The 18,723-nt window shown below is 49.2% G+C and carries 16 protein-coding genes; 11 read left to right on the top strand and 5 right to left on the bottom strand.

Translation table 11 applies throughout. The features are described from left to right. Window positions 1–3: 3 nt before the first annotated feature. On the bottom strand, window positions 4–3,381 hold the full coding sequence (mscK, locus tag EC843_RS12885; RefSeq protein ID WP_083963461.1) for a mechanosensitive channel MscK: 3,378 nt from the start codon (window positions 3,379–3,381) through the stop codon (window positions 4–6). Between the two features lie 130 nt (window positions 3,382–3,511). Continuing rightward, entirely contained in the window at window positions 3,512–4,153 is a 642-nt protein-coding gene (acrR, locus tag EC843_RS12880) for a multidrug efflux transporter transcriptional repressor AcrR (RefSeq protein ID WP_064549064.1), read from the bottom strand. A 143-nt stretch (window positions 4,154–4,296) separates the two neighbouring features. On the opposite strand from acrR, the gene acrA reads away from it, so the two are divergent. The 6 genes from acrA to EC843_RS12850 all read left to right on the top strand — a co-directional run bounded on the left by acrA (window position 4,297) and on the right by EC843_RS12850 (window position 11,169). Beyond that, complete coding sequence (acrA, locus tag EC843_RS12875; RefSeq protein ID WP_064549066.1) at window positions 4,297–5,496, top strand: multidrug efflux RND transporter periplasmic adaptor subunit AcrA; 1,200 nt, start codon at window positions 4,297–4,299, stop codon at window positions 5,494–5,496. A 22-nt stretch (window positions 5,497–5,518) separates the two neighbouring features. Continuing rightward, window positions 5,519–8,668, top strand: a complete 3,150-nt coding sequence (gene acrB / locus EC843_RS12870) for a multidrug efflux RND transporter permease subunit AcrB (protein ID WP_064549068.1) — start codon at window positions 5,519–5,521, stop codon at window positions 8,666–8,668. A 555-nt stretch (window positions 8,669–9,223) separates the two neighbouring features. Beyond that, on the top strand, window positions 9,224–9,598 hold the full coding sequence (tomB, locus tag EC843_RS12865) for an Hha toxicity modulator TomB (protein WP_064549070.1): 375 nt from the start codon (window positions 9,224–9,226) through the stop codon (window positions 9,596–9,598). Between the two features lie 29 nt (window positions 9,599–9,627). Further along, a complete protein-coding gene (locus tag EC843_RS12860; RefSeq protein ID WP_064549071.1) occupies window positions 9,628–9,846 on the top strand; it encodes an HHA domain-containing protein in 219 nt (72 codons plus the stop codon). Between the two features lie 195 nt (window positions 9,847–10,041). Then, complete coding sequence (gene maa, locus EC843_RS12855) at window positions 10,042–10,608, top strand: maltose O-acetyltransferase (protein ID WP_064549075.1); 567 nt, start codon at window positions 10,042–10,044, stop codon at window positions 10,606–10,608. A 102-nt stretch (window positions 10,609–10,710) separates the two neighbouring features. Beyond that, on the top strand, window positions 10,711–11,169 hold the full coding sequence (locus tag EC843_RS12850; protein ID WP_064549077.1) for a YlaC family protein: 459 nt from the start codon (window positions 10,711–10,713) through the stop codon (window positions 11,167–11,169). 39 nt (window positions 11,170–11,208) lie between these two features. On the opposite strand, the gene ykgO is transcribed toward EC843_RS12850, so the two are convergent. Continuing rightward, window positions 11,209–11,349, bottom strand: coding sequence for a type B 50S ribosomal protein L36 (ykgO, locus tag EC843_RS12845; protein ID WP_034458060.1), 141 nt, complete (start codon window positions 11,347–11,349; stop codon window positions 11,209–11,211). A 294-nt stretch (window positions 11,350–11,643) separates the two neighbouring features. Between ykgO and EC843_RS12840 the strand changes: the two genes are divergently transcribed. Genes EC843_RS12840 through EC843_RS12825 form a run of 4 tightly spaced genes read left to right on the top strand, consistent with a single transcriptional unit; the run spans window position 11,644 to window position 14,953 of the window. Further along, entirely contained in the window at window positions 11,644–12,681 is a 1,038-nt protein-coding gene (locus tag EC843_RS12840; RefSeq protein WP_064549079.1) for an isopenicillin N synthase family oxygenase, read from the top strand. A gap of 18 nt (window positions 12,682–12,699) precedes the next feature. Continuing rightward, on the top strand, window positions 12,700–13,509 hold the full coding sequence (locus EC843_RS12835; RefSeq protein ID WP_064549081.1) for a MetQ/NlpA family ABC transporter substrate-binding protein: 810 nt from the start codon (window positions 12,700–12,702) through the stop codon (window positions 13,507–13,509). Beyond that, window positions 13,506–14,297, top strand: a complete 792-nt coding sequence (locus tag EC843_RS12830; protein ID WP_133522343.1) for a methionine ABC transporter ATP-binding protein — start codon at window positions 13,506–13,508, stop codon at window positions 14,295–14,297. Before EC843_RS12835 ends, EC843_RS12830 begins: the two co-directional genes overlap by 4 nt. After that, a complete protein-coding gene (locus EC843_RS12825; protein WP_064549083.1) occupies window positions 14,282–14,953 on the top strand; it encodes a methionine ABC transporter permease in 672 nt (223 codons plus the stop codon). The genes EC843_RS12830 and EC843_RS12825 overlap by 16 nt, the downstream gene beginning before the upstream one ends. Before the next feature lie 64 nt (window positions 14,954–15,017). Here the strand turns inward: EC843_RS12825 and EC843_RS12820 are convergent, their stop codons facing one another. After that, window positions 15,018–16,388: a PTS transporter subunit EIIC gene (locus tag EC843_RS12820; protein ID WP_133522342.1), complete on the bottom strand. Its 1,371-nt coding sequence runs from the start codon at window positions 16,386–16,388 to the stop codon at window positions 15,018–15,020. Between the two features lie 306 nt (window positions 16,389–16,694). Here EC843_RS12820 and EC843_RS12815 point away from each other — a divergent pair, with 306 nt between their 5' ends. Further along, on the top strand, window positions 16,695–17,894 hold the full coding sequence (locus tag EC843_RS12815) for an enolase C-terminal domain-like protein (protein WP_133522341.1): 1,200 nt from the start codon (window positions 16,695–16,697) through the stop codon (window positions 17,892–17,894). Here EC843_RS12815 and EC843_RS12810 read toward each other — a convergent pair. Beyond that, the gene (locus EC843_RS12810) at window positions 17,882–18,604 is read right to left on the bottom strand and encodes a GntR family transcriptional regulator (protein WP_133522557.1); all 723 of its coding nucleotides are present in this window, start codon (window positions 18,602–18,604) and stop codon (window positions 17,882–17,884) included. The two genes, EC843_RS12815 and EC843_RS12810, sit on opposite strands and share 13 nt — an antisense overlap. Window positions 18,605–18,723: the final 119 nt, after the last annotated feature.

Below are 18,723 nucleotides of genomic sequence, written 5' to 3'. Positions count from 1 at the left end.
TTTTTACTGCACCGGGACGATGCCGCCGTTCGATTTACCGTTGTTATCGCGTTTCACTTCTGTCAGTTCATCGCCTTTGTCATTACGCAGATGCACTTCGAGTTGGTTGAAGGCGATGTTAATGCCATTTTCACGGCACAGACGATCGATGGTCCGATTCAGTTCATCAACCGTATAACTACGATCGCGCAGTTCGCGCACATACAGGCGCAATTCATGATCCAGCGTGCTGGCTCCGAAGGTAGTGAAGAACACGGTCGGTTCAGGATCGTGCATCACTTTCGGATGTTCATGAGCGGCTTTCAGTAATATTTCACGCACTTTATCCAGATCCGATCCGTAAGCAACGCCAAGGCGGATAACCACGCGCGTGATGGTGTCGGACAGCGACCAGTTGATCAAACGTTCGGTCACAAAGGCTTTGTTCGGGATGATCACTTCTTTCCTGTCGAAGTCAGTGATGGTGGTGGCACGAATACGAATCTTGCTGACGCTGCCCGAGAAGGTGCCGATGGTTACGGTATCGCCGATACGCACCGGGCGCTCAAACAGGATAATCAAGCCGGAAACAAAGTTACCGAATATCTCCTGCAAACCGAAGCCCAGGCCGACTGATAACGCCGCTGCCAGCCATTGCAATTTATCCCACGACACACCGAGCGAACCAAAGATGGTCATCGCACCAGCGCCAATAATCACATAATTAAGAATGGTAGTGATGGCGTAAGAAGCGCCCTGGCGCATCTTCAGACGCGAGAGCACCAACACTTCCAGCAAACCCGGTAAGTTGCGTATCAGTACCCAGGCAATGGCGAAGGCAATCACCGCAAATAACAAGCTGCCCATGGTGACGTTTTTCACCACCGCGGCCCCCGCTTCAGTGCCGTTGTAGCTCCAGAGCTGGATGCTGTCGAGATAACCGAATACCCCAAACAAGTCTGACCAAATGGTGTAGAAGAAGATGGCAAATAGCGCAAACAGCGCAATGATCGCCAGGCGCATGGTTTGCTGGTTGATTTGATCCAGAGCCAACGGCGGTTCTTCTACCGGCTCGCCCCCTTCAGCCCCCTCTCTCACCAGGTTTTCACGGCGCAACACGGCGCGACGATAAGCCATACGGCGCGCCGTTACACTAAGCCCACGCAGTACGGTCTGGTAAACCAGGTTCCAGATAAGCACCAGGTAGATGGTTTCAATCCAGCGGCCGGCAAGGCGCAACGTGGTATAGAAGTACCCCATCGCCGTCAGCACAATTAACACCGCAGGCACCACCCCCATCACCGTAACGGTAAAGAGCTGCATAGTATGGTTATTTTTGTTGCGCCAGTTTTCACGGCACATTGGGAAGACAAATGCAGTGATCAGCAACAGGTTGAAGAAGATTAACAACTGACCAAACGCATCTTCCACGAGGTGCAGCGGCGAACGCTCGCCCAACACCGACCAAAACAGCAACGGCATGAGTGCAAAGCCAATGCGCACTAATTGGCGGCGATAATGGCTACACAGTTGTGGGGGCATATTAAAGTGGCGAACCGCAACACCATCGCTCGACAACACTTTGTAGGTCAGGCCAAAAACAATCCAGAACAGGGAAAGCTTTTTACAAAACGCCAGTATCGATTCGCTGATATTCAGGTCAATGCCAGCAAATACTAAGCCGATGGCATAGATGATAAGCGCCCCCGGTAAGACTTTCACCAGGGTCAACGCAATGGCTTTCGGGGTCAGCATTTGGCTGTCGTTACGCAGTTGCCCCACTCGACTTGCCTGCTTCTCCAGATAGCGGTCGATTGCTTTAAAGCGCCAGCGAATCACCCCTGCCAACAGCAATGCGGGAATCATCAACAAGAGAATCGCGAGAATTTTAAACGAGCTTTCCGCTCCATTAAAATTGATATGGCTGTTTTTAAACTGATCGCGTAACGAAGAAGGCAACGATTTCAGCCAGTCCCAGTCCATCGGCTTATTACTGGTGACCCAAAAAATCTGCTCGGTCAGAATTTGGTCGAGGGATTTGGTCACGTTTTGCAGTTGCTGTTTATTATTCTGCAGGTTGATTGCCAGCATTAGCTGCATGCCGAGTTGTTTATTCAACTGGTCGAGTAATTCGCGGCGCGTATCCAGAACCTGTAACAGTGCATCGTGAACGTCAGGCGTGACTTCAGCGCTGTGCCCTTCTTCAATTTTCGCCACCATTTCGTCAGGCTGGAATAGCGCGTCACGCTGCTGATTGATATCAAACTGCTCGAGGCGAATATCCGCAATACGGTTGGTCAGGTCTTCTGTGTCTTCCGCTGAAGGCATGTTCTGTTGTTGCTGCTGATACAAAATGCGCGATAACAGCAAGCTGCCTTTCAGGACGGCGATTTGCTCTTTCAGATTGCGTTCCGATTGCACCGCACGATCCAGCGTGTTTTTGATGCGGATACTCGGCGGCACCATCTCATTGGCTCGCTCGGTGGCATCGATCAACCGCTGACTTAATTGGTGGTTAATATCCAGCTCTTGTTTCACCAACGGGTTTTGCTGAATTTTAACCGTGTCTTCGGAGTCGATGGCTTCTTGCGCGGTCTGCTGGGTTAGCGTCAGACGCTTGCTGCTGACTGCCTTTTGTAACAGCTGCAGCGTGTGTTCCATCTGGTTGATATGGGCGTTGGTGTAATCACGTTGTTTTTGCAGGGTATCTTGCAACAGCGTGTTGCCTTTCAGGCTGTCACGTTGCTGGTCGAGTTGCGCATTCAGTAACGCCTGCTGCGCCAGTAATAAGGTTTGCTGGCTGGGGCGTAATTCTGCTGCACCGGGTGCGACACCATTCAGCCGGTTACGGATGGTTTCGAGTTGCGCCGACGCGGCCATCATCGCATTCTGCACACGTTCTGGCTGCGTTTGCAGCGAAATCAGTTGGCTGTTCCAGGTGGCTAAATCGCTCTGTGAATTCTGTAAATCCGTCATCAAATCATTCAGGCGAGATTCGAGCTGGCGTAAGTTCAGCGCTTCAATTTCGGCCTCTTCATTGGCCTGGTTATCTCGCTGATTCTTTATCTCATTTAAAGCATCGGTGGCTTTGCGCAGCGTTTTTGGTGCTTCAGTGATCTGCTGATGCAGTTTTGCCGCTTCATCCTTGACCCGGTCAATTTTGTCCAACACCTCAAGTGTTTCATTGAGATCTTGCTGGGTGAGTTTGTCATTAGGTGACAGCGTCTTTTGCTTATTAAGCGCAGTTAGCTGGTTTTGAATTTCATCGCGGCTCGGGAGATCGCTGCTGTTATTTTTCGCCCAAACTGGCTGCGCCAGCAGGCAAAACAGGCTCATAAAAGCGATAAGTAAAAACCGTGCAGATAAGCGACGCGAATACAGTGAACACAAGAATTGCGGCATAGTTTGACAGTGTTTGAGAACAGGCCGAAAGGATGGCGAGTTAAAGACGAAATACGAGCGCTCAGATTAGCACGTCTTGTCAAAAAATCCTTGGTCAACTCGCTTCGGAATTGCCCTAATAAGCATATTTTTAGTGTGGAGTATTTCGCAGGGTTGGGCAGGTCTGAAACATTTCTATCAAAATAGCGATGTAGTCTTCGGCCTGGCCGTGGAGATCAAAGCTATCTGGCGCAACCAGCCAATTTTCGATGAGGCCAGTGATATAACTGCGCATCAGAATAACCGCGACAGGGATACGTAAACCCTTTGGCAACATTTCTGCATCAATACAACGCTGCAAACTGCTCTCGATTCTTTCGTTTCCTTCGAGATGAAGTTTGCGTCTGGCCTGTTGTAATACCGCAAGTTCTCCAACAAATTCACATTTATGGAAGATGATTTCCGTCATTAAGCGGCGACGTTCATCAGTGACAGTTGCTTGTAATATGTAAATTAATAACTCTCTTACAACAGAAAGTGGATCGTCAGGAAATTTTGCCTGATACTCAGTCTCTAAATCACCAATACTGGATTCAGTTAGCTCCCAGATTTCATTAAACAAATCCGACTTATTTTTGAAATGCCAATAAATTGCACCACGGGTGACGCCTGCCGCTTTAGCAATATCTGCCAGCGAAGTTGATGAAACACCGTGTTGAGAAAACAAGCGGATTGCCACATCAAGAAGATGCTGACGAGTCTCAAGAGCTTGTTGTTTGGTTTTTCGTGCCATAAGTGGGTGAAAGTAAGGTGGTTAGATTTACATACATTTGTGAATGTATGTACCATAGCACGACGATAATATAAACGCAGCAATGGGTTTGTGGACATTTGATCCATTGAACAACTTTGAAATCGGACACTCGAGGTTTACATATGAACAAAAACAGAGGGTTTACGCCTCTGGCGGCCGTTCTGATGCTTTCAGGCAGCTTAGTGCTTACAGGATGTAATGACAAAGATACACAAAAGAGTGCGCCGCATACCCCTGAAGTGGGTGTCGTCACGCTAAAAAGTGCTCCTTTGCAGATAACCACAGAGCTTCCAGGCCGTACAAGTGCTTATCGTATTGCAGAAGTTCGCCCGCAAGTCAGTGGCATCATTCTGAAACGTAACTTCGTAGAGGGAAGTGAAATTCAGGCTGGTGTGTCGCTGTACCAAATTGACCCGGCCACCTATCAGGCCGCATATGACAGCGCCAAAGGCGACCTCGCGAAAGCACAGGCGAGTGCAAATATTGCTCAACTGACACTGAAACGTTATGCGAAGCTTTTGGGTACTAAGTACATCAGTCAACAAGACTACGACACCGCTCTTGCCGATTCTCAACAGGCAAATGCGGCAGTTGTTGCTGCTAAAGCCGCTGTTGAATCGGCACGCATTAACCTGGCTTATACCAAAGTGACTTCACCAATTAGTGGTCGCATCGGTAAGTCTTCTGTTACTGAAGGCGCGCTGGTAACGGGAGCCCAGGCCACCGCTATGGCGACCGTCCAACAGCTTGATCCTATCTACGTGGATGTCACCCAGTCCAGCAACGATTTCTTGCGCCTTAAGCAAGAGTTGGCTGACGGCAAACTGAAGCAAGAAAACGGCAAAGCGAAAGTCAAATTAGTCACTAACGACGGTATTACATTCCCGCAAGAAGGCTCTTTAGAGTTTTCTGATGTGACAGTTGACCAGAGCACCGGCTCTATCACTCTGCGTGCCATCTTCCCTAACCCAGATAAAACGCTGCTTCCGGGCATGTTTGTCCGCGCACAACTGGAAGAAGGTACTAATCCAAACGCACTGCTCGTTCCGCAACAAGGTGTCACTCGTACACCGCGTGGTGATGCTTCCGCCCTGGTCATTGGCAAAGATGACAAAGTAGAAGTTCGCGATATCACAGCAGCTCAGGCTATCGGCGATAAATGGCTGGTTACCAGTGGGTTGAAGGATGGCGATCGCGTAATTGTGACCGGTTTGCAAAAAGTGAAACCCGGTGTTCAGGTGAAAGCGCAGGAAGTAGCGGCAGATGATAAAGGTCAGAATCAAGCAGCCGCTGGCACTCAGTCTGAACAAACGAAGTCTTAACTTAAACAGGAGACGTTAAGACATGGCTAAGTTTTTTATCGATCGCCCGATTTTTGCCTGGGTAATCGCCATCATTATTATGTTGGCGGGCGGGCTTGCGATCATGAAATTGCCTATCGCGCAATATCCAACCATTGCGCCACCGGCGATTTCGATCTCAGCAAACTATCCAGGTGCAGATGCGAAGACGGTACAGGATACCGTGACACAGGTTATCGAACAGAACATGAACGGTATCGACAACCTGCTGTACATGTCCTCTTCCAGTGATTCCTCTGGTTCTGTCACCATCACCATTACCTTTGATTCTGGTACTGACGCGGATATCGCCCAGGTACAGGTTCAGAACAAACTGCAACTTGCGATGCCGCTACTTCCTCAAGAAGTACAGCAACAAGGTGTTAGCGTTGAGAAGTCTTCCAGTAACTTCCTGATGGTTCTCGGTTTGATCAACACCGATGGCTCCATGACCCAGGAAGATATTTCGGACTACGTTGGCGCAACCATTAAAGACCCTATCAGCCGTACTCGTGGTGTCGGTGATGTTCAGCTGTTTGGTGCTCAGTACGCGATGCGTATCTGGATGGATCCGAACAAACTGAACAACTACCAACTCACGCCGGTCGATATTATCAATGCTATTAAAGCGCAGAACGCCCAGGTAGCAGCAGGTCAGTTGGGTGGTACGCCACCGGTTAAAGGTCAGCAACTTAACGCCTCAATCATTGCTCAGACCCGTTTGAAATCTGCCGATGAGTTCAGCAAAATTCTGCTGAAAGTGAATCAAGATGGCTCACGAGTTCTGCTCAAAGATGTGGCAAAAGTTGAGTTGGGCGGCGAGAACTATAACGTTGTTGCACGTTACAACGGCCAACCGGCTTCTGGTTTAGGTATCAAACTGGCAACCGGTGCTAACGCACTGGATACAGCTGATGCGGTACGTGCCACTGTGGCAAAACTGCAGCCATTTTTCCCGGCTGGCCTAAAAGTGGTTTATCCGTATGACACCACGCCATTCGTTAAAATCTCTATCAAAGAGGTAGTCAAAACTCTCGTTGAAGCCATCGTGCTGGTGTTCCTGGTAATGTATCTGTTCTTACAGAACTTCCGCGCCACATTGATTCCAACGATTGCCGTGCCGGTGGTATTGCTGGGGACGTTCGCTATCCTTTCCATCTTTGGCTATTCGATAAACACCCTAACGATGTTCGGGATGGTGCTTGCGATAGGCCTGTTGGTTGATGACGCCATCGTGGTAGTAGAAAACGTTGAGCGTGTGATGGTGGAAGAAGGGTTGCCACCGAAAGAAGCCACACGCAAATCGATGGAGCAGATTCAGGGCGCTCTGGTCGGGATCGCGATGGTTCTGTCAGCGGTATTTATACCGATGGCATTCTTCGGCGGTTCTACAGGGGCAATCTATCGTCAGTTCTCCATTACCATCGTATCGGCAATGGTGCTTTCTGTTCTGGTAGCACTGATTCTGACACCAGCACTCTGCGCCACTTTGCTCAAGCCGGTCGCTAAAGGTGAAAGCCATGCGAAGAAAGGCTTCTTCGGCTGGTTTAACAACATGTTCGATAAGAGCACGCATCATTATACCGACAGTGTCGGTAACATCTTGCGTAGCACCGGTCGTTACCTGGTGTTGTATCTGCTGATTGTGGTGGGTATGGCGTTCCTGTTTGTTCGTCTGCCAAGTTCCTTCTTGCCAGAAGAAGACCAGGGCGTATTCCTGACTATGGCTCAGTTGCCTGCAGGTGCGACACAAGAACGTACCCAAGCCGTTCTTGATGAGGTGAGCAAGTATTACCTCGAAAAAGAGAAAGACAACGTTAACTCGGTATTTACCGTTAACGGCTTTGGCTTCTCAGGCCAGGGGCAGAACACCGGTCTGGCATTCGTTTCCTTGAAAGATTGGGATGAGCGCCCTGGTGAAGAGAACAAGGTTCCGGCGATTGCTGCTCGCGCCAGTGCCCAATTCTCGAAAATCAAAGATGCCATCGTGTTCGCATTTAACCTGCCAGCGATCGTAGAACTGGGTACCGCAACGGGCTTCGACTTCCAGTTGATTGACCAGGCGAACCTTGGACACGAAAAACTGACTCAGGCGCGTAACCAGTTGTTTGGTGAAGTCGCTAAACACTCAGACCTGTTAGTGGGCGTGCGTCCAAACGGTCTGGAAGATACGCCGCAGTTTAAAGTCGATATCGACCAGGAAAAAGCGCAAGCATTGGGCGTTTCTATCAGCGACATCAACACCACTCTGGGTGCTGCATGGGGCGGTAGTTACGTAAACGACTTCATCGACCGTGGTCGTGTGAAGAAAGTTTACCTGATGGCTGATGCTCCATTCCGTATGCTACCAAGCGATATCAACGACTGGTATGTGCGCGGTTCTACCGGCCAGATGGTACCGTTCTCTGCGTTCTCTACCGCGCACTGGGAATACGGTTCACCACGTCTGGAACGTTACAATGGCTTGCCTTCCATGGAAATCCTTGGTCAGGCGGCGCCAGGTAAGAGTACCGGTGAAGCGATGAACATGATGGAAGAACTGGCGAGCAAATTGCCAACCGGTATCGGCTACGACTGGACGGGTATGTCTTATCAGGAGCGTTTGTCTGGTAACCAGGCCCCTGCCCTGTATGCGATTTCCTTGATAGTGGTATTCCTGTGTCTGGCAGCACTGTATGAGAGCTGGTCAATTCCGTTCTCGGTCATGCTGGTTGTTCCATTGGGTGTTGTCGGTGCACTGCTAGCCGCCACATTACGTGGGCTGACTAACGACGTATACTTCCAGGTAGGCCTGCTGACAACCATTGGTTTGTCGGCGAAGAACGCGATACTTATCGTAGAATTCGCCAAAGACTTGATGGAGAAAGAAGGCAAAGGCTTGATTGAAGCTACACTTGAAGCGGTGCGTATGCGTCTGCGTCCAATTCTGATGACATCACTGGCGTTTATCCTCGGGGTAATGCCGCTGGTCATCAGCTCCGGTGCAGGTTCCGGTGCGCAGAACGCCGTAGGTACTGGTGTAATGGGCGGGATGGTGACTGCAACTGTTCTGGCTATCTTCTTCGTACCTGTGTTCTTCGTGGTAGTACGCCGTCGCTTCAGCCGTAAGACTGAAGACCTCGAGCACGCTCACCCGGTTGAGCACCACAAGTAAGTCTTAGACTGCAAGTACAAGGCCGCGCAAGCGGCCTTTTTTATATCTGTGCCCTATCCTCATTTGCTATATTATTAAATATCGAAAATGCTGACTCTGGCCCTGAGTAGGTTTCAAAGTGTTGCCGTTCAGGAGATGTTTCATTCGAATATCATGACAAAATATTTCCCAAACTGACTGGTGAATTTGTAAATACGGATTCATACTTATTTATTAGGAACATTCCTAGTCGATTTTTTATTTACACCTGCCCACGAGATATTACAGCAACAGGAGATTAACCTGTTGAAAGCAAACTGTTTTCTTAAGTACCCTTTTAGGATAATTTATAAGACATTGCTTTTAAAAAACGTGAAAGTCTTTATAAACATTACGTTAGGGTAAACACATTTGCTACAAATGTAATTTTTCGTAATAGTGAAAGGAAATCTACTGCAGATTGATTTATAGTGAAAGTATATGGAATAATCGTTGTTATTGATCCCCACCTCATCCAGGTGTGTCCACCCCAACGCGTAGTGTTTATCAATTTTCTTCGATAAAAGGGGCTGCATTATGGACGAATACTCACCAAAACGGCATGATATTGCGCAGCTTAAATTTCTCTGCGAAAACCTGTATCATGACTGCCTTACCAACCTTGGCGAGAGTAATCATGGTTGGGTTAATGATCCTACTTCGGCCATTAACTTGCAGTTGAATGAATTGATTGAGCACATAGCTGCCTTCGCACTTAATTACAAAATTAAGTATGATGATGAGAGTAAATTGATTGAACAAATTGACGAATATTTGGACGATACCTTTATGCTGTTCAGCAACTACGGCATCAATGCACACGATTTGCAGAAATGGCGTAAGTCCGGGAATCGATTATTCCGATGTTTCGTCACAGAGAGCCGCGCTAACCCTGTAAGCCTCTCCTTTTAAAAATATTACAAGATGTATAAGGTGATTTCATGACTACTAAACCATTAACTAAGACTGATTATTTGATGCGTCTGCGACGCTGCCAAACAATTGAGACCTTAGAACGTGTAATTGAAAAAAATAAATACGAATTATCAGATAATGAATTGGCGGTATTTTATTCAGCTGCCGACCACCGACTTGCTGAACTCACCATGAATAAGCTTTACGATAAAATACCACCCTCTGTATGGACATTTATCCGCTAATACCTCGTAATTGTTATTAGGTTCATGGTTTAAACAGTTAACTGCTGAATGCGTCAGTCGCGGTTCATTGTTAGTGATTGTTGATTACCAGCTTTGCAATGTGATTAAAGTCACAAAAAGAAACAACATTTTCATCAATAACAACCTCATCGCTTACGGTAACCACTGTTCTGTCTATTTAATTGAGGCATCGCGATGAGTGAAGAGAAACAGAAAATGATTGCCGGCGAACTTTATCGCCCTGGTGACCCACAACTTCGTGACGATAGTATTAAAGCGCGTCATTTGATTTACCGTTTTAATCACACCGAACCCGATGAACAAGCTGTGCGTGCACAATTGCTTGAACAACTGTTGGGCCAAAGTCTGAATGCTTATATTGAGCCAACGTTTCGCTGTGACTATGGTTACAATATTTTTCTCGGCAAAAACTTCTACGCCAATTTTGACTGCGTCATTCTCGATGTTTGCCCGGTTCACATTGGTGAAAACTGCATGTTGGCGCCAGGCGTTCATATCTATACTGCAACACACCCGCTGGATGCTGAAACACGCAACAGTGGCGTTGAGTTTGGCAAACCCGTTACGATTGGTGATAACGTCTGGATTGGCGGACGTGCGGTCATCAATCCCGGTGTCACCATCGGTGATAACGTGGTGATTGGCTCGGGTTCTGTCGTCACGAAAGACATTCCAGCCAACTCAGTGGTTGCAGGAAACCCGGCACGAGTGATTAAAACGGTTCCCGTCATCGGCCACTAACTGTTATGGTTTTTTTTGGCATAACTGTTACTTTTTTACCCGTACAGGGCTTCTTAAAATAACAGTTCTCTGCCCGTAACGTTTCCGTTCAGAAGGCTCATCATGACCGAAATTCAGCGCCTGCTCACCGATACTATCGAGCAACTTAATGCCGAAGAAAAACGCGATAACCGTCCGCGTTTTAGCATCAGCTTCATTCGCAAACACCCGGGGTTGTTTATCGGCATGTGGATAGGCTGGTTTGCCACACTGTGGGTGATGCTGGAATCAGATACTCTGGCAGGCTCGGTCTGGTTACTGGTGGTGCTATTTGCGCTACTTAATGGTTTCTTCTTTTTTGATGTGAACCCCCGTTATCGCTACGACGATATCGATGTACTGGATTTACGCGTTTGTTACAACGGCGAGTGGTACAACACGCGCAATGTCCCGTCGACATTGATTGATAAAATCCTGCATTCCCCTGGTGTTGACGAACAACAAAAATCTTTACTGCATAAAATGGTTGCCACAAAAGGCGAACTCTCTTTTTACGATATCTTCTCTCTTGGGCGTTCGTAACCCTCTCATTAAGAAAGAAAGGGGCCAAAGCCCCTTGTTTTAACGCCGTTTTTTCCCGCCCTGCACCGCTTTAAAACGCGGATTACTTTTGCAAATCACATACAGCCGTCCTTTGCGTTTCACAATCTGGCAATCCGGATGACGCTGCTTTGCGCTGCGTAATGAATTCAAAACCTGCATAAATCTACGCCTAATAAATTATGTTATAACATAACAATAAATGACACATAAAAAGAATGCAACTCTGTTTTGTTGGCATTGCTGAATTTCGCAAAAGCTTAGAACCCGACACAGCCATAACTTAGAAGATAACAATATTGGGCGGCACGACGCGCTTACGGCAATGTAATTTCCATGTACTCCACCTCAGTCAGAAGAGTTAAACCATGAATCAGCGCTGTCGTTGTGAAAATTATTGTTGGGACAAAAAATCAGAGTTTGTCGGGAAAACATTTGTCTTACGCGGAGTTCATTATGAGCAACACAACGACCCAGGCCTTGCCAATACTCGATCTACTGGCCCTTAACGGCACCGCGACAGATCGAGCCGCATTTCTTGAACAACTGCGCCATGCCGCGCGTGACATCGGTTTCTTCTACCTGATCAATCACGGCATCAGCCCAGAATTGCAACAGGCCGTCCAGGATGAAGCGCAGCAGTTTTTCGCTTTGCCTGCAGCTGAAAAACAAAAAGTGGCGATGATCCACTCCCCTCATTTTCGTGGTTACAACCGTGCTGCCAGCGAATTAACTCGTGGCAAACCGGACTGGCGCGAACAGTTTGATATCGGCGCAGAACGTCCGGCGCTGGCAATTCATGAAGATCAGCCAGGCTGGCTGCGCTTACAAGGCCCAAATTTGTGGCCAGAATCGTTGCCTTCTCTAAAACCTACCCTGTTGCAATTTCAGCGTGAAATGACGGCGGTGGCACTCAAGCTGCTGCGTACTTTTGCGCAGGCGTTACAACTGCCGGCCAACAGTTTCGATAACCTGTACGGCCATCAACCCAACGAACACATCAAACTGATTCGTTATCCAGGCCAACAAGCAACGGAAGGCAATCAGGGTGTCGGTGCGCATAAAGATTCAGGCTTCCTGAGCTTCCTGTTGCAGGACCAGCAGCAAGGTTTGCAGGTCGAAGTCTCACCAGATAACTGGATAGATGCCGCCCCATTGCCAGGCAGTTTTGTGGTGAACATCGGCGAGTTGCTGGAACTGGCAACCAACGGCTATTTACGCGCCACGGTTCATCGGGTGGTTTCCCCATTACCTGGGCTGGAACGTCAGTCGATTGCCTTTTTCCTCGGCGCGCAGTTAGACGCTGTCGTGCCCGTTTATGCTCTGCCACCCGAACTCGCTCAACAAGCTCATGGGCCAGAAAGTGACCCAGACAACCCGTTGCTGCGCGATGTCGGCTGGAATTATCTCAAAGGTCGCCTGCGGTCGCATCCCGACGTGGCGGAACGTTATTACCCGGATGTCTTGCGTAACAGCAGTGAACTCATCGCTTAAACCTTAAAGGAAAACACCATGAAAAATGCCTCTTTTAAACTGGCAGGGATCGCGCTGTCTTTGACTCTGGCCTTCAGCGCTCACGCAGCAGAAACTTTGCGCATCGCCGCTGACGCAGTACCGCATGCCGAGATCCTCGCTTTTGTGCAGAAGCTCGATCCGAATTTAAAACTCAAAGTGGTTGAGTTGAGTAACGGTGTGAATGCCAACGAATTGCTGGCAAACGGGGATGTGGATGCCAACTATTTCCAGCACGTTCCTTATTTGCGCGATCAGGAAAAAGCGCTGGGTAAAAAATTCACCGTCGCCGCAACCGTGCATATCGAGCCGCTCGGAATCTATTCACACAAATATAAAGACCTGAAGTCGGTGCCGGAAAACGCCACCATTGCCCTGCCGAACAACGTCACCAACTTGAGTCGCGCACTCTATTTGTTACAGGACAAAGGGCTGATTACGCTGAAGCCGGAATTTAAAGATGCCGCGCAAAACCAGGCCACACCGCGTGATATCGCCAGTAATCCGAAGAAGCTGAAGATCGTCGAGATCGAAGCCCCGCAACTGCCGCGTTCGCTCGATGATGTTGATCTGGCGGTGATTAATGGCAACTACGCGCTGGAAGCCGGGTTAACGCCGTCGAAAGACGCACTGGGTCTGGAAAGTGCCACGCATAATCCTTACGCCAATATTCTGGTTACCAACCCAAATCTGGCTAACGATCCGCGCATCAAAGAGCTGGCGAAAGATCTGCAATCCCCACAAGTTGCTGACTTTATTCGCAAACAGTTCAATGGCTCAGTCATCCCTGTCGCTACTCCGCAATCATGATTACCGTTGAGCGGCTGAGCAAAGTGTATGCCGGAGGAGGCCAACCGGCAATGGATGATGTCTCGCTGACTGTGCCAGACGGTGCAATCTACGGCATTCTCGGGCGCAGTGGCGCGGGGAAAAGCACCTTGATCCGCTGTCTCAATTTACTGGAGCGGCCCACTTCGGGCCGTATTCTGATGCAGGGCGTGGACATTACCACGCTCAATAACCGCGAATTGCGCACCCATCGCCAGCGTACCGGAATGGTATTCCAGCACTTCAACCTGATTCATGCGCGTAATGTCGCGGACAACATTGCCGTACCGCTGGAAATCGCCGGGCAACCGCGTGAGGTGCGCCAGAAACGCATTATTGAGTTGCTTGAATTAGTTGGGCTGAGCGATAAAGCCCAGGCTTTTCCGTCGCAGCTTTCCGGCGGGCAGAAGCAGCGCGTAGGCATCGCTCGTGCCCTGGCCGCGCATCCTGATGTGCTGCTTTGTGATGAAGCCACCAGCGCATTAGATAGCGAAACCACCGCTTCCGTACTGGCGCTGCTGATGGATATCAACCGTAAACTGGGCGTCACGATTGTGCTGATTACCCATCAACTGGAAGTGGTGAAAGCAATATGCGATCACGCAGCACTACTGGAAAACGGCAAATTAGTGGAAAGCGGTTCGTTATCTGAATTGCTGGCAACCCCCTATTCCCGCCTGCGCCAGGCGCTATTACCTGGCGACGCTGCGGAACAAGCATTTTTACGCCGTATTGGAGTGTCAGGGAGAGTGTTATGCGAAGTCGCCTAGCCTGGGAAGATTTGTGGCCTTTATTGCTCGATGGCACGCTCGATACGTTATATATGGTCGGCCTTGCCGCGCTTTTCACCGTGATTATCGGTTTGCCGCTGGGCGTGTTGCTGTTTCTCACCCGTCGTGACGGCGTCCTACCGGCACCGGTTTTGAATCAGGTTATTGGCAGCGTGGTGAATGTTGGGCGTTCACTACCGTTCATTGTGCTGTTGATTGCCTTAATCCCATTCACCCGCATTATCATCGGCACTACGTTGGGCAGCACGGCGGCAGTGGTCCCCATCACCATTGGTGCGTTTCCATTTTTTGCCCGAGTAGTGGAAAACGCCCTGGATGAAGTCGATAAAGGCCGTATTGAAGCCATTTTGTCGATGGGTGGAAATGTCTGGCATATCGTCGGAAAAGTGCTGCTACCCGAAGCGCTACCGGCCATTCTGGCAGGGATTACGCTCACCGTGGTGATGCTGATTGGCTTTTCCTCGATGGCAGGTGTGATTGGCGGTGGCGGTCTGGGAGATCTGGCGATTCGTTACGGTTACCAGCGTTTTAACGACCAGGTGATGGTCGGCACGGTGGTGATTTTAGTGGTGATGGTGCAGCTTGTACAAAGTATTGGTGACCGCCTGGTACGCCGTCTCGCGCACCGGCGGTAAAGCGTCGGATGACGCTAACGCTTATCCGACCGACAAGACACATTGGTCGGATAAGCGCCTGTTTTCAGTTCTTCTCGCGCACCAGTAAAGTTGTCAGCGTAAACGACAGTCCCAATGCCAGCGCCACGCCCATCAACGCAAAGATAAAGTACGGGCCGATGTACGCCGGCAAACTGAAAATGCTCGACAAAATATAGCCATACAAACGCACACCGAAGAAAGCAATGAATGCCGAAGCGAGGGAGCTGGCAACCGTGGCGGCAATAAACGCTTTCTTGTAGCGAGTCAGTACACCAAACAGTGCCGGTTCAGTGATACCCAGCAGCGCGGAAATTGCCGCTGGCAGAACCACTGCACGTTCTTCACGGGATTTGCTCTGCTTCCAGATGGCAAGCGTGGAACCGGCAATCGCCATATTGGCCATGAACATCATTGGCATCAGCATGTCGTAGCCGCGATCGGTAAAGTTTTGCAGTGCGATTGGCGTCATGGCGTGGTGCATACCGGTCAGAATAGCCACCGGACGAATCGCCCCTACGACTAATCCGGCAAAGCTCGCCGACACCCCAAATAGCCCTTCAATAAACCACGCCAACCCTTTGCCAAGATAAATCCCCAGCGGCCCAATCACCACCAGCGCCACTAACGCCGCAAGGAACAGGGTGAGCGTCGGGGTAAACACCGTTTTCAGCACATCCGGCATGATTTTATCCACCCAGCGATGGATGTAACTTAATGCCAGAACCGAAAAAATCACCGGAATCACGCTTGAGGCGTAGTTGAACACCGAAACGGGGATCACATTCAGGAAGTAAAACGCACCGACCGCATCAGGTGCGTGGCCCGCCAGTGCTTTGGCGGCTTCAATCAGCGATGGATACATAAAGCATGCCGCGACAGCCGCAGCCAGGTATTCATTGGTCTTGAAGATTCGCGCCGCGGAGATGGCCAAAAAGAACGGTAAAAAATAGAACACGCCACTGGCGATTAAATCGATAACGATCACCGTGTCGCTTTTCGCCGAAACCACTTTCAAGGCAATCAAACCCGCCAGCAGGCCTTTAATCATCCCGGCACCGGCAATGGCGGGAACAATCGGGCCAAACACGCCCGACACGGTATCCATAAACATTGACACCAGGCTTTTTCGCGCTTTCTTCGCGTGGGTTGGTGAAGTTTGTTCAGGAGTGGAGCCAAGCTCGTGGGTCAGTTGTTCATACCAACTGTTGACCTGCGGGCCAATAATTATCTGGAATTGATCGCTCTGAATCTGCGCCCCTAAAACACCAGGGATTTTTTTAATCCCGGACTGATCAATTTTATTCTCGTCAATCAGAGAGAAGCGCAAGCGCGTCATACAGTGCCAGGCTTTACTAATATTATCCGCCCCACCAATCAGGTGAATAATATTATTAATGGCATCACGGGTCCCCATCTGTCACTCCCCAAAAAATTGCTTATTGTTATGTGTTGAATGCCCATGATGGTAGGGAATCGCAACCACTAAAACAAACCAATAAACTTTGAACAACATCACAATTAGCCTATACAAAAGCCATGAAACCACCTAAAGAGACAAATTGGTACGGTTTTTATGTTCACCTGACACCTTTTCCTGACCAATAAAAATAAGCAAAAAAAATGATTTACCCGCAGTCAAAAATAGGGTGATAGTAAAAAGCAGAAGCCTTAAACCTGAAAAGCCAATGTACGTATTTAAAACGCATTGCGGAGTCATCTTGTGCAGCCAACCATTATTGAAAATATCGAATGTTTTATTACCCGCCCCGACCGTCACAACCTGGTCACAGTGCGAGTTACCACCAATAAGGGTGTGACCGGCCACGGCTGTGCCACCTTCCAGCAACGCCCGCTGGCCGTGAAAACCATGGTCGATGAATACCTCAAACCACTGCTTATCGGGCGCGATGCCAATAATATCGAAGACTTATGGCAGATGATGACCGTCAACGCTTACTGGCGTAACGGCCCGGTCATCAACAACGCTATTGCCGGTGTGGATATGGCACTTTGGGATATCAAAGGCCAGCTTGCCGGAATGCCGCTATACCAATTGCTGGGCGGAAAATCGAAAGACGCTATCGCCGCTTACAGCCACGCCGCCAGTGAAACCCTCGAAGGGTTGTATCTGGAAGTGGACAAACTGCTGGCGCAAGGTTACCGCTACATTCGCTGCCAGTTAGGTTTCTACGGTGGCACGCCGCAAGGTTTGCATGCCACTCGTGAGCCAACGCCTGGCGCCTATTACGATCAGGACGAATATATGGCGAATAACGTGGCGATGTTCAAAGCGCTGCGCGAGAAGTACGGCAACCAGTTCCATATTCTTCACGATGTGCATGAACGTTTATTCCCGCAGCAAGCGGTGCAGCTGGCAAAAGCGCTTGAGCCTTATCAACCGTGGTTTATCGAAGATATTCTGCCACCGCAACAAAGTGCCTGGTTAGAGCAAGTCCGCGCGCATTCATCAGTGCCGCTGGCAATGGGCGAATTGTTTAATAACCCGGCTGAATGGCATGATTTGATTGTGAATCGGCGCATCGATTTTATTCGCTGCCACGTTTCACAAATTGGCGGGATAACTCCAGCGTTGAAACTCGCCATTCTTTGCCAGGCATTTGGTGTGCGTCTGGCCTGGCATGGCCCATCTGACATGACGCCAATCGGCGTGGCGGTGAATACCCATTTAAATATTCACCTGCACAATGCGGCGATTCAGGAGTTTATTCCGAATAAACCGAATACCGAAGCGGTGTTCCCCGGCGCGCCAGTTGCAGAGCGCGGTTATATTTATCCGCTTGAAAAGCCGGGTATTGGCGTCGGTTTCGATCAACAAAAAGCGGAAGCCTTCCCGGTGGAATATCGCCCACACGAGTGGACGCAAAGTCGCTTGCCTAATGGGGCGATTCACACGCCTTGAGTGCCCTGCCGATACGCTAAATTGTCATGGTTATAGGGGATGACGTAGGTGCAGGAATAGTTGATGTCGATGATGTCGCTGATTTCAAAAACGCGCCCCCCTTCCAGAATGCCCCGGTTGATGATGTGCATCGCCGGGATACCTTTTTTACATTCCAGTAAGGCCGCCTGTTCTTTGCTAACCGCCACCGCCTGATAACTGGTTAGCAGGTGAGAAATTCGCAACCCCTTGCTCAGCACATATTGTTGAATCGAGCGTTCAATCACTTGCTGGTTTAAATCAGGGAAATCCTGTACCGGCATACGCGAAATCTCGATTTGTACCTTTTGATTATCGACATATCGCAAGCGGCAAAACTGCCAGACGTAGTCATTTTCACCCACACCAAAAACTTGCTGCTCTTCGCGATTAGGTAATTTCTTATGTAGATTCACCATGCGAAACGCCATCTGATCAAAACGCTTTTCGGTGATGGAGTTATAGACCAGCGGGTTATTACGGGCCTGTGGGTTAATCCAAATTCCAGATCCCTGGACAATTTCCACGACCCCAATACTCACCAGTTTTTCCAGCGCTTTGCGAATAGTAAAACGCGAAACATCATATTCCATGGCAAGCTGGCGTTCAGGGGGTAATTTGCGTCGCTGTGAATCATTATGTTGATAAATCTTGCTCAACAAATCCTGAATAACAAACTCTTTTTTCTTCATTTTATGCTCACCAGATGCTCGCATCTCAAGACTCCATGCCCACTCAGCATGAAAACATAACATCCCTCATTCATGTGAGATAGACTAACCTCTTCTATGAAAAACCATTATAAAAACGA

The organism is Buttiauxella sp. JUb87 (assembly GCF_004361975.1).
GTDB lineage: Bacteria > Pseudomonadota > Gammaproteobacteria > Enterobacterales > Enterobacteriaceae > Buttiauxella > Buttiauxella ferragutiae.
This window is presented reverse-complemented; position numbering and strand designations above follow the sequence as displayed.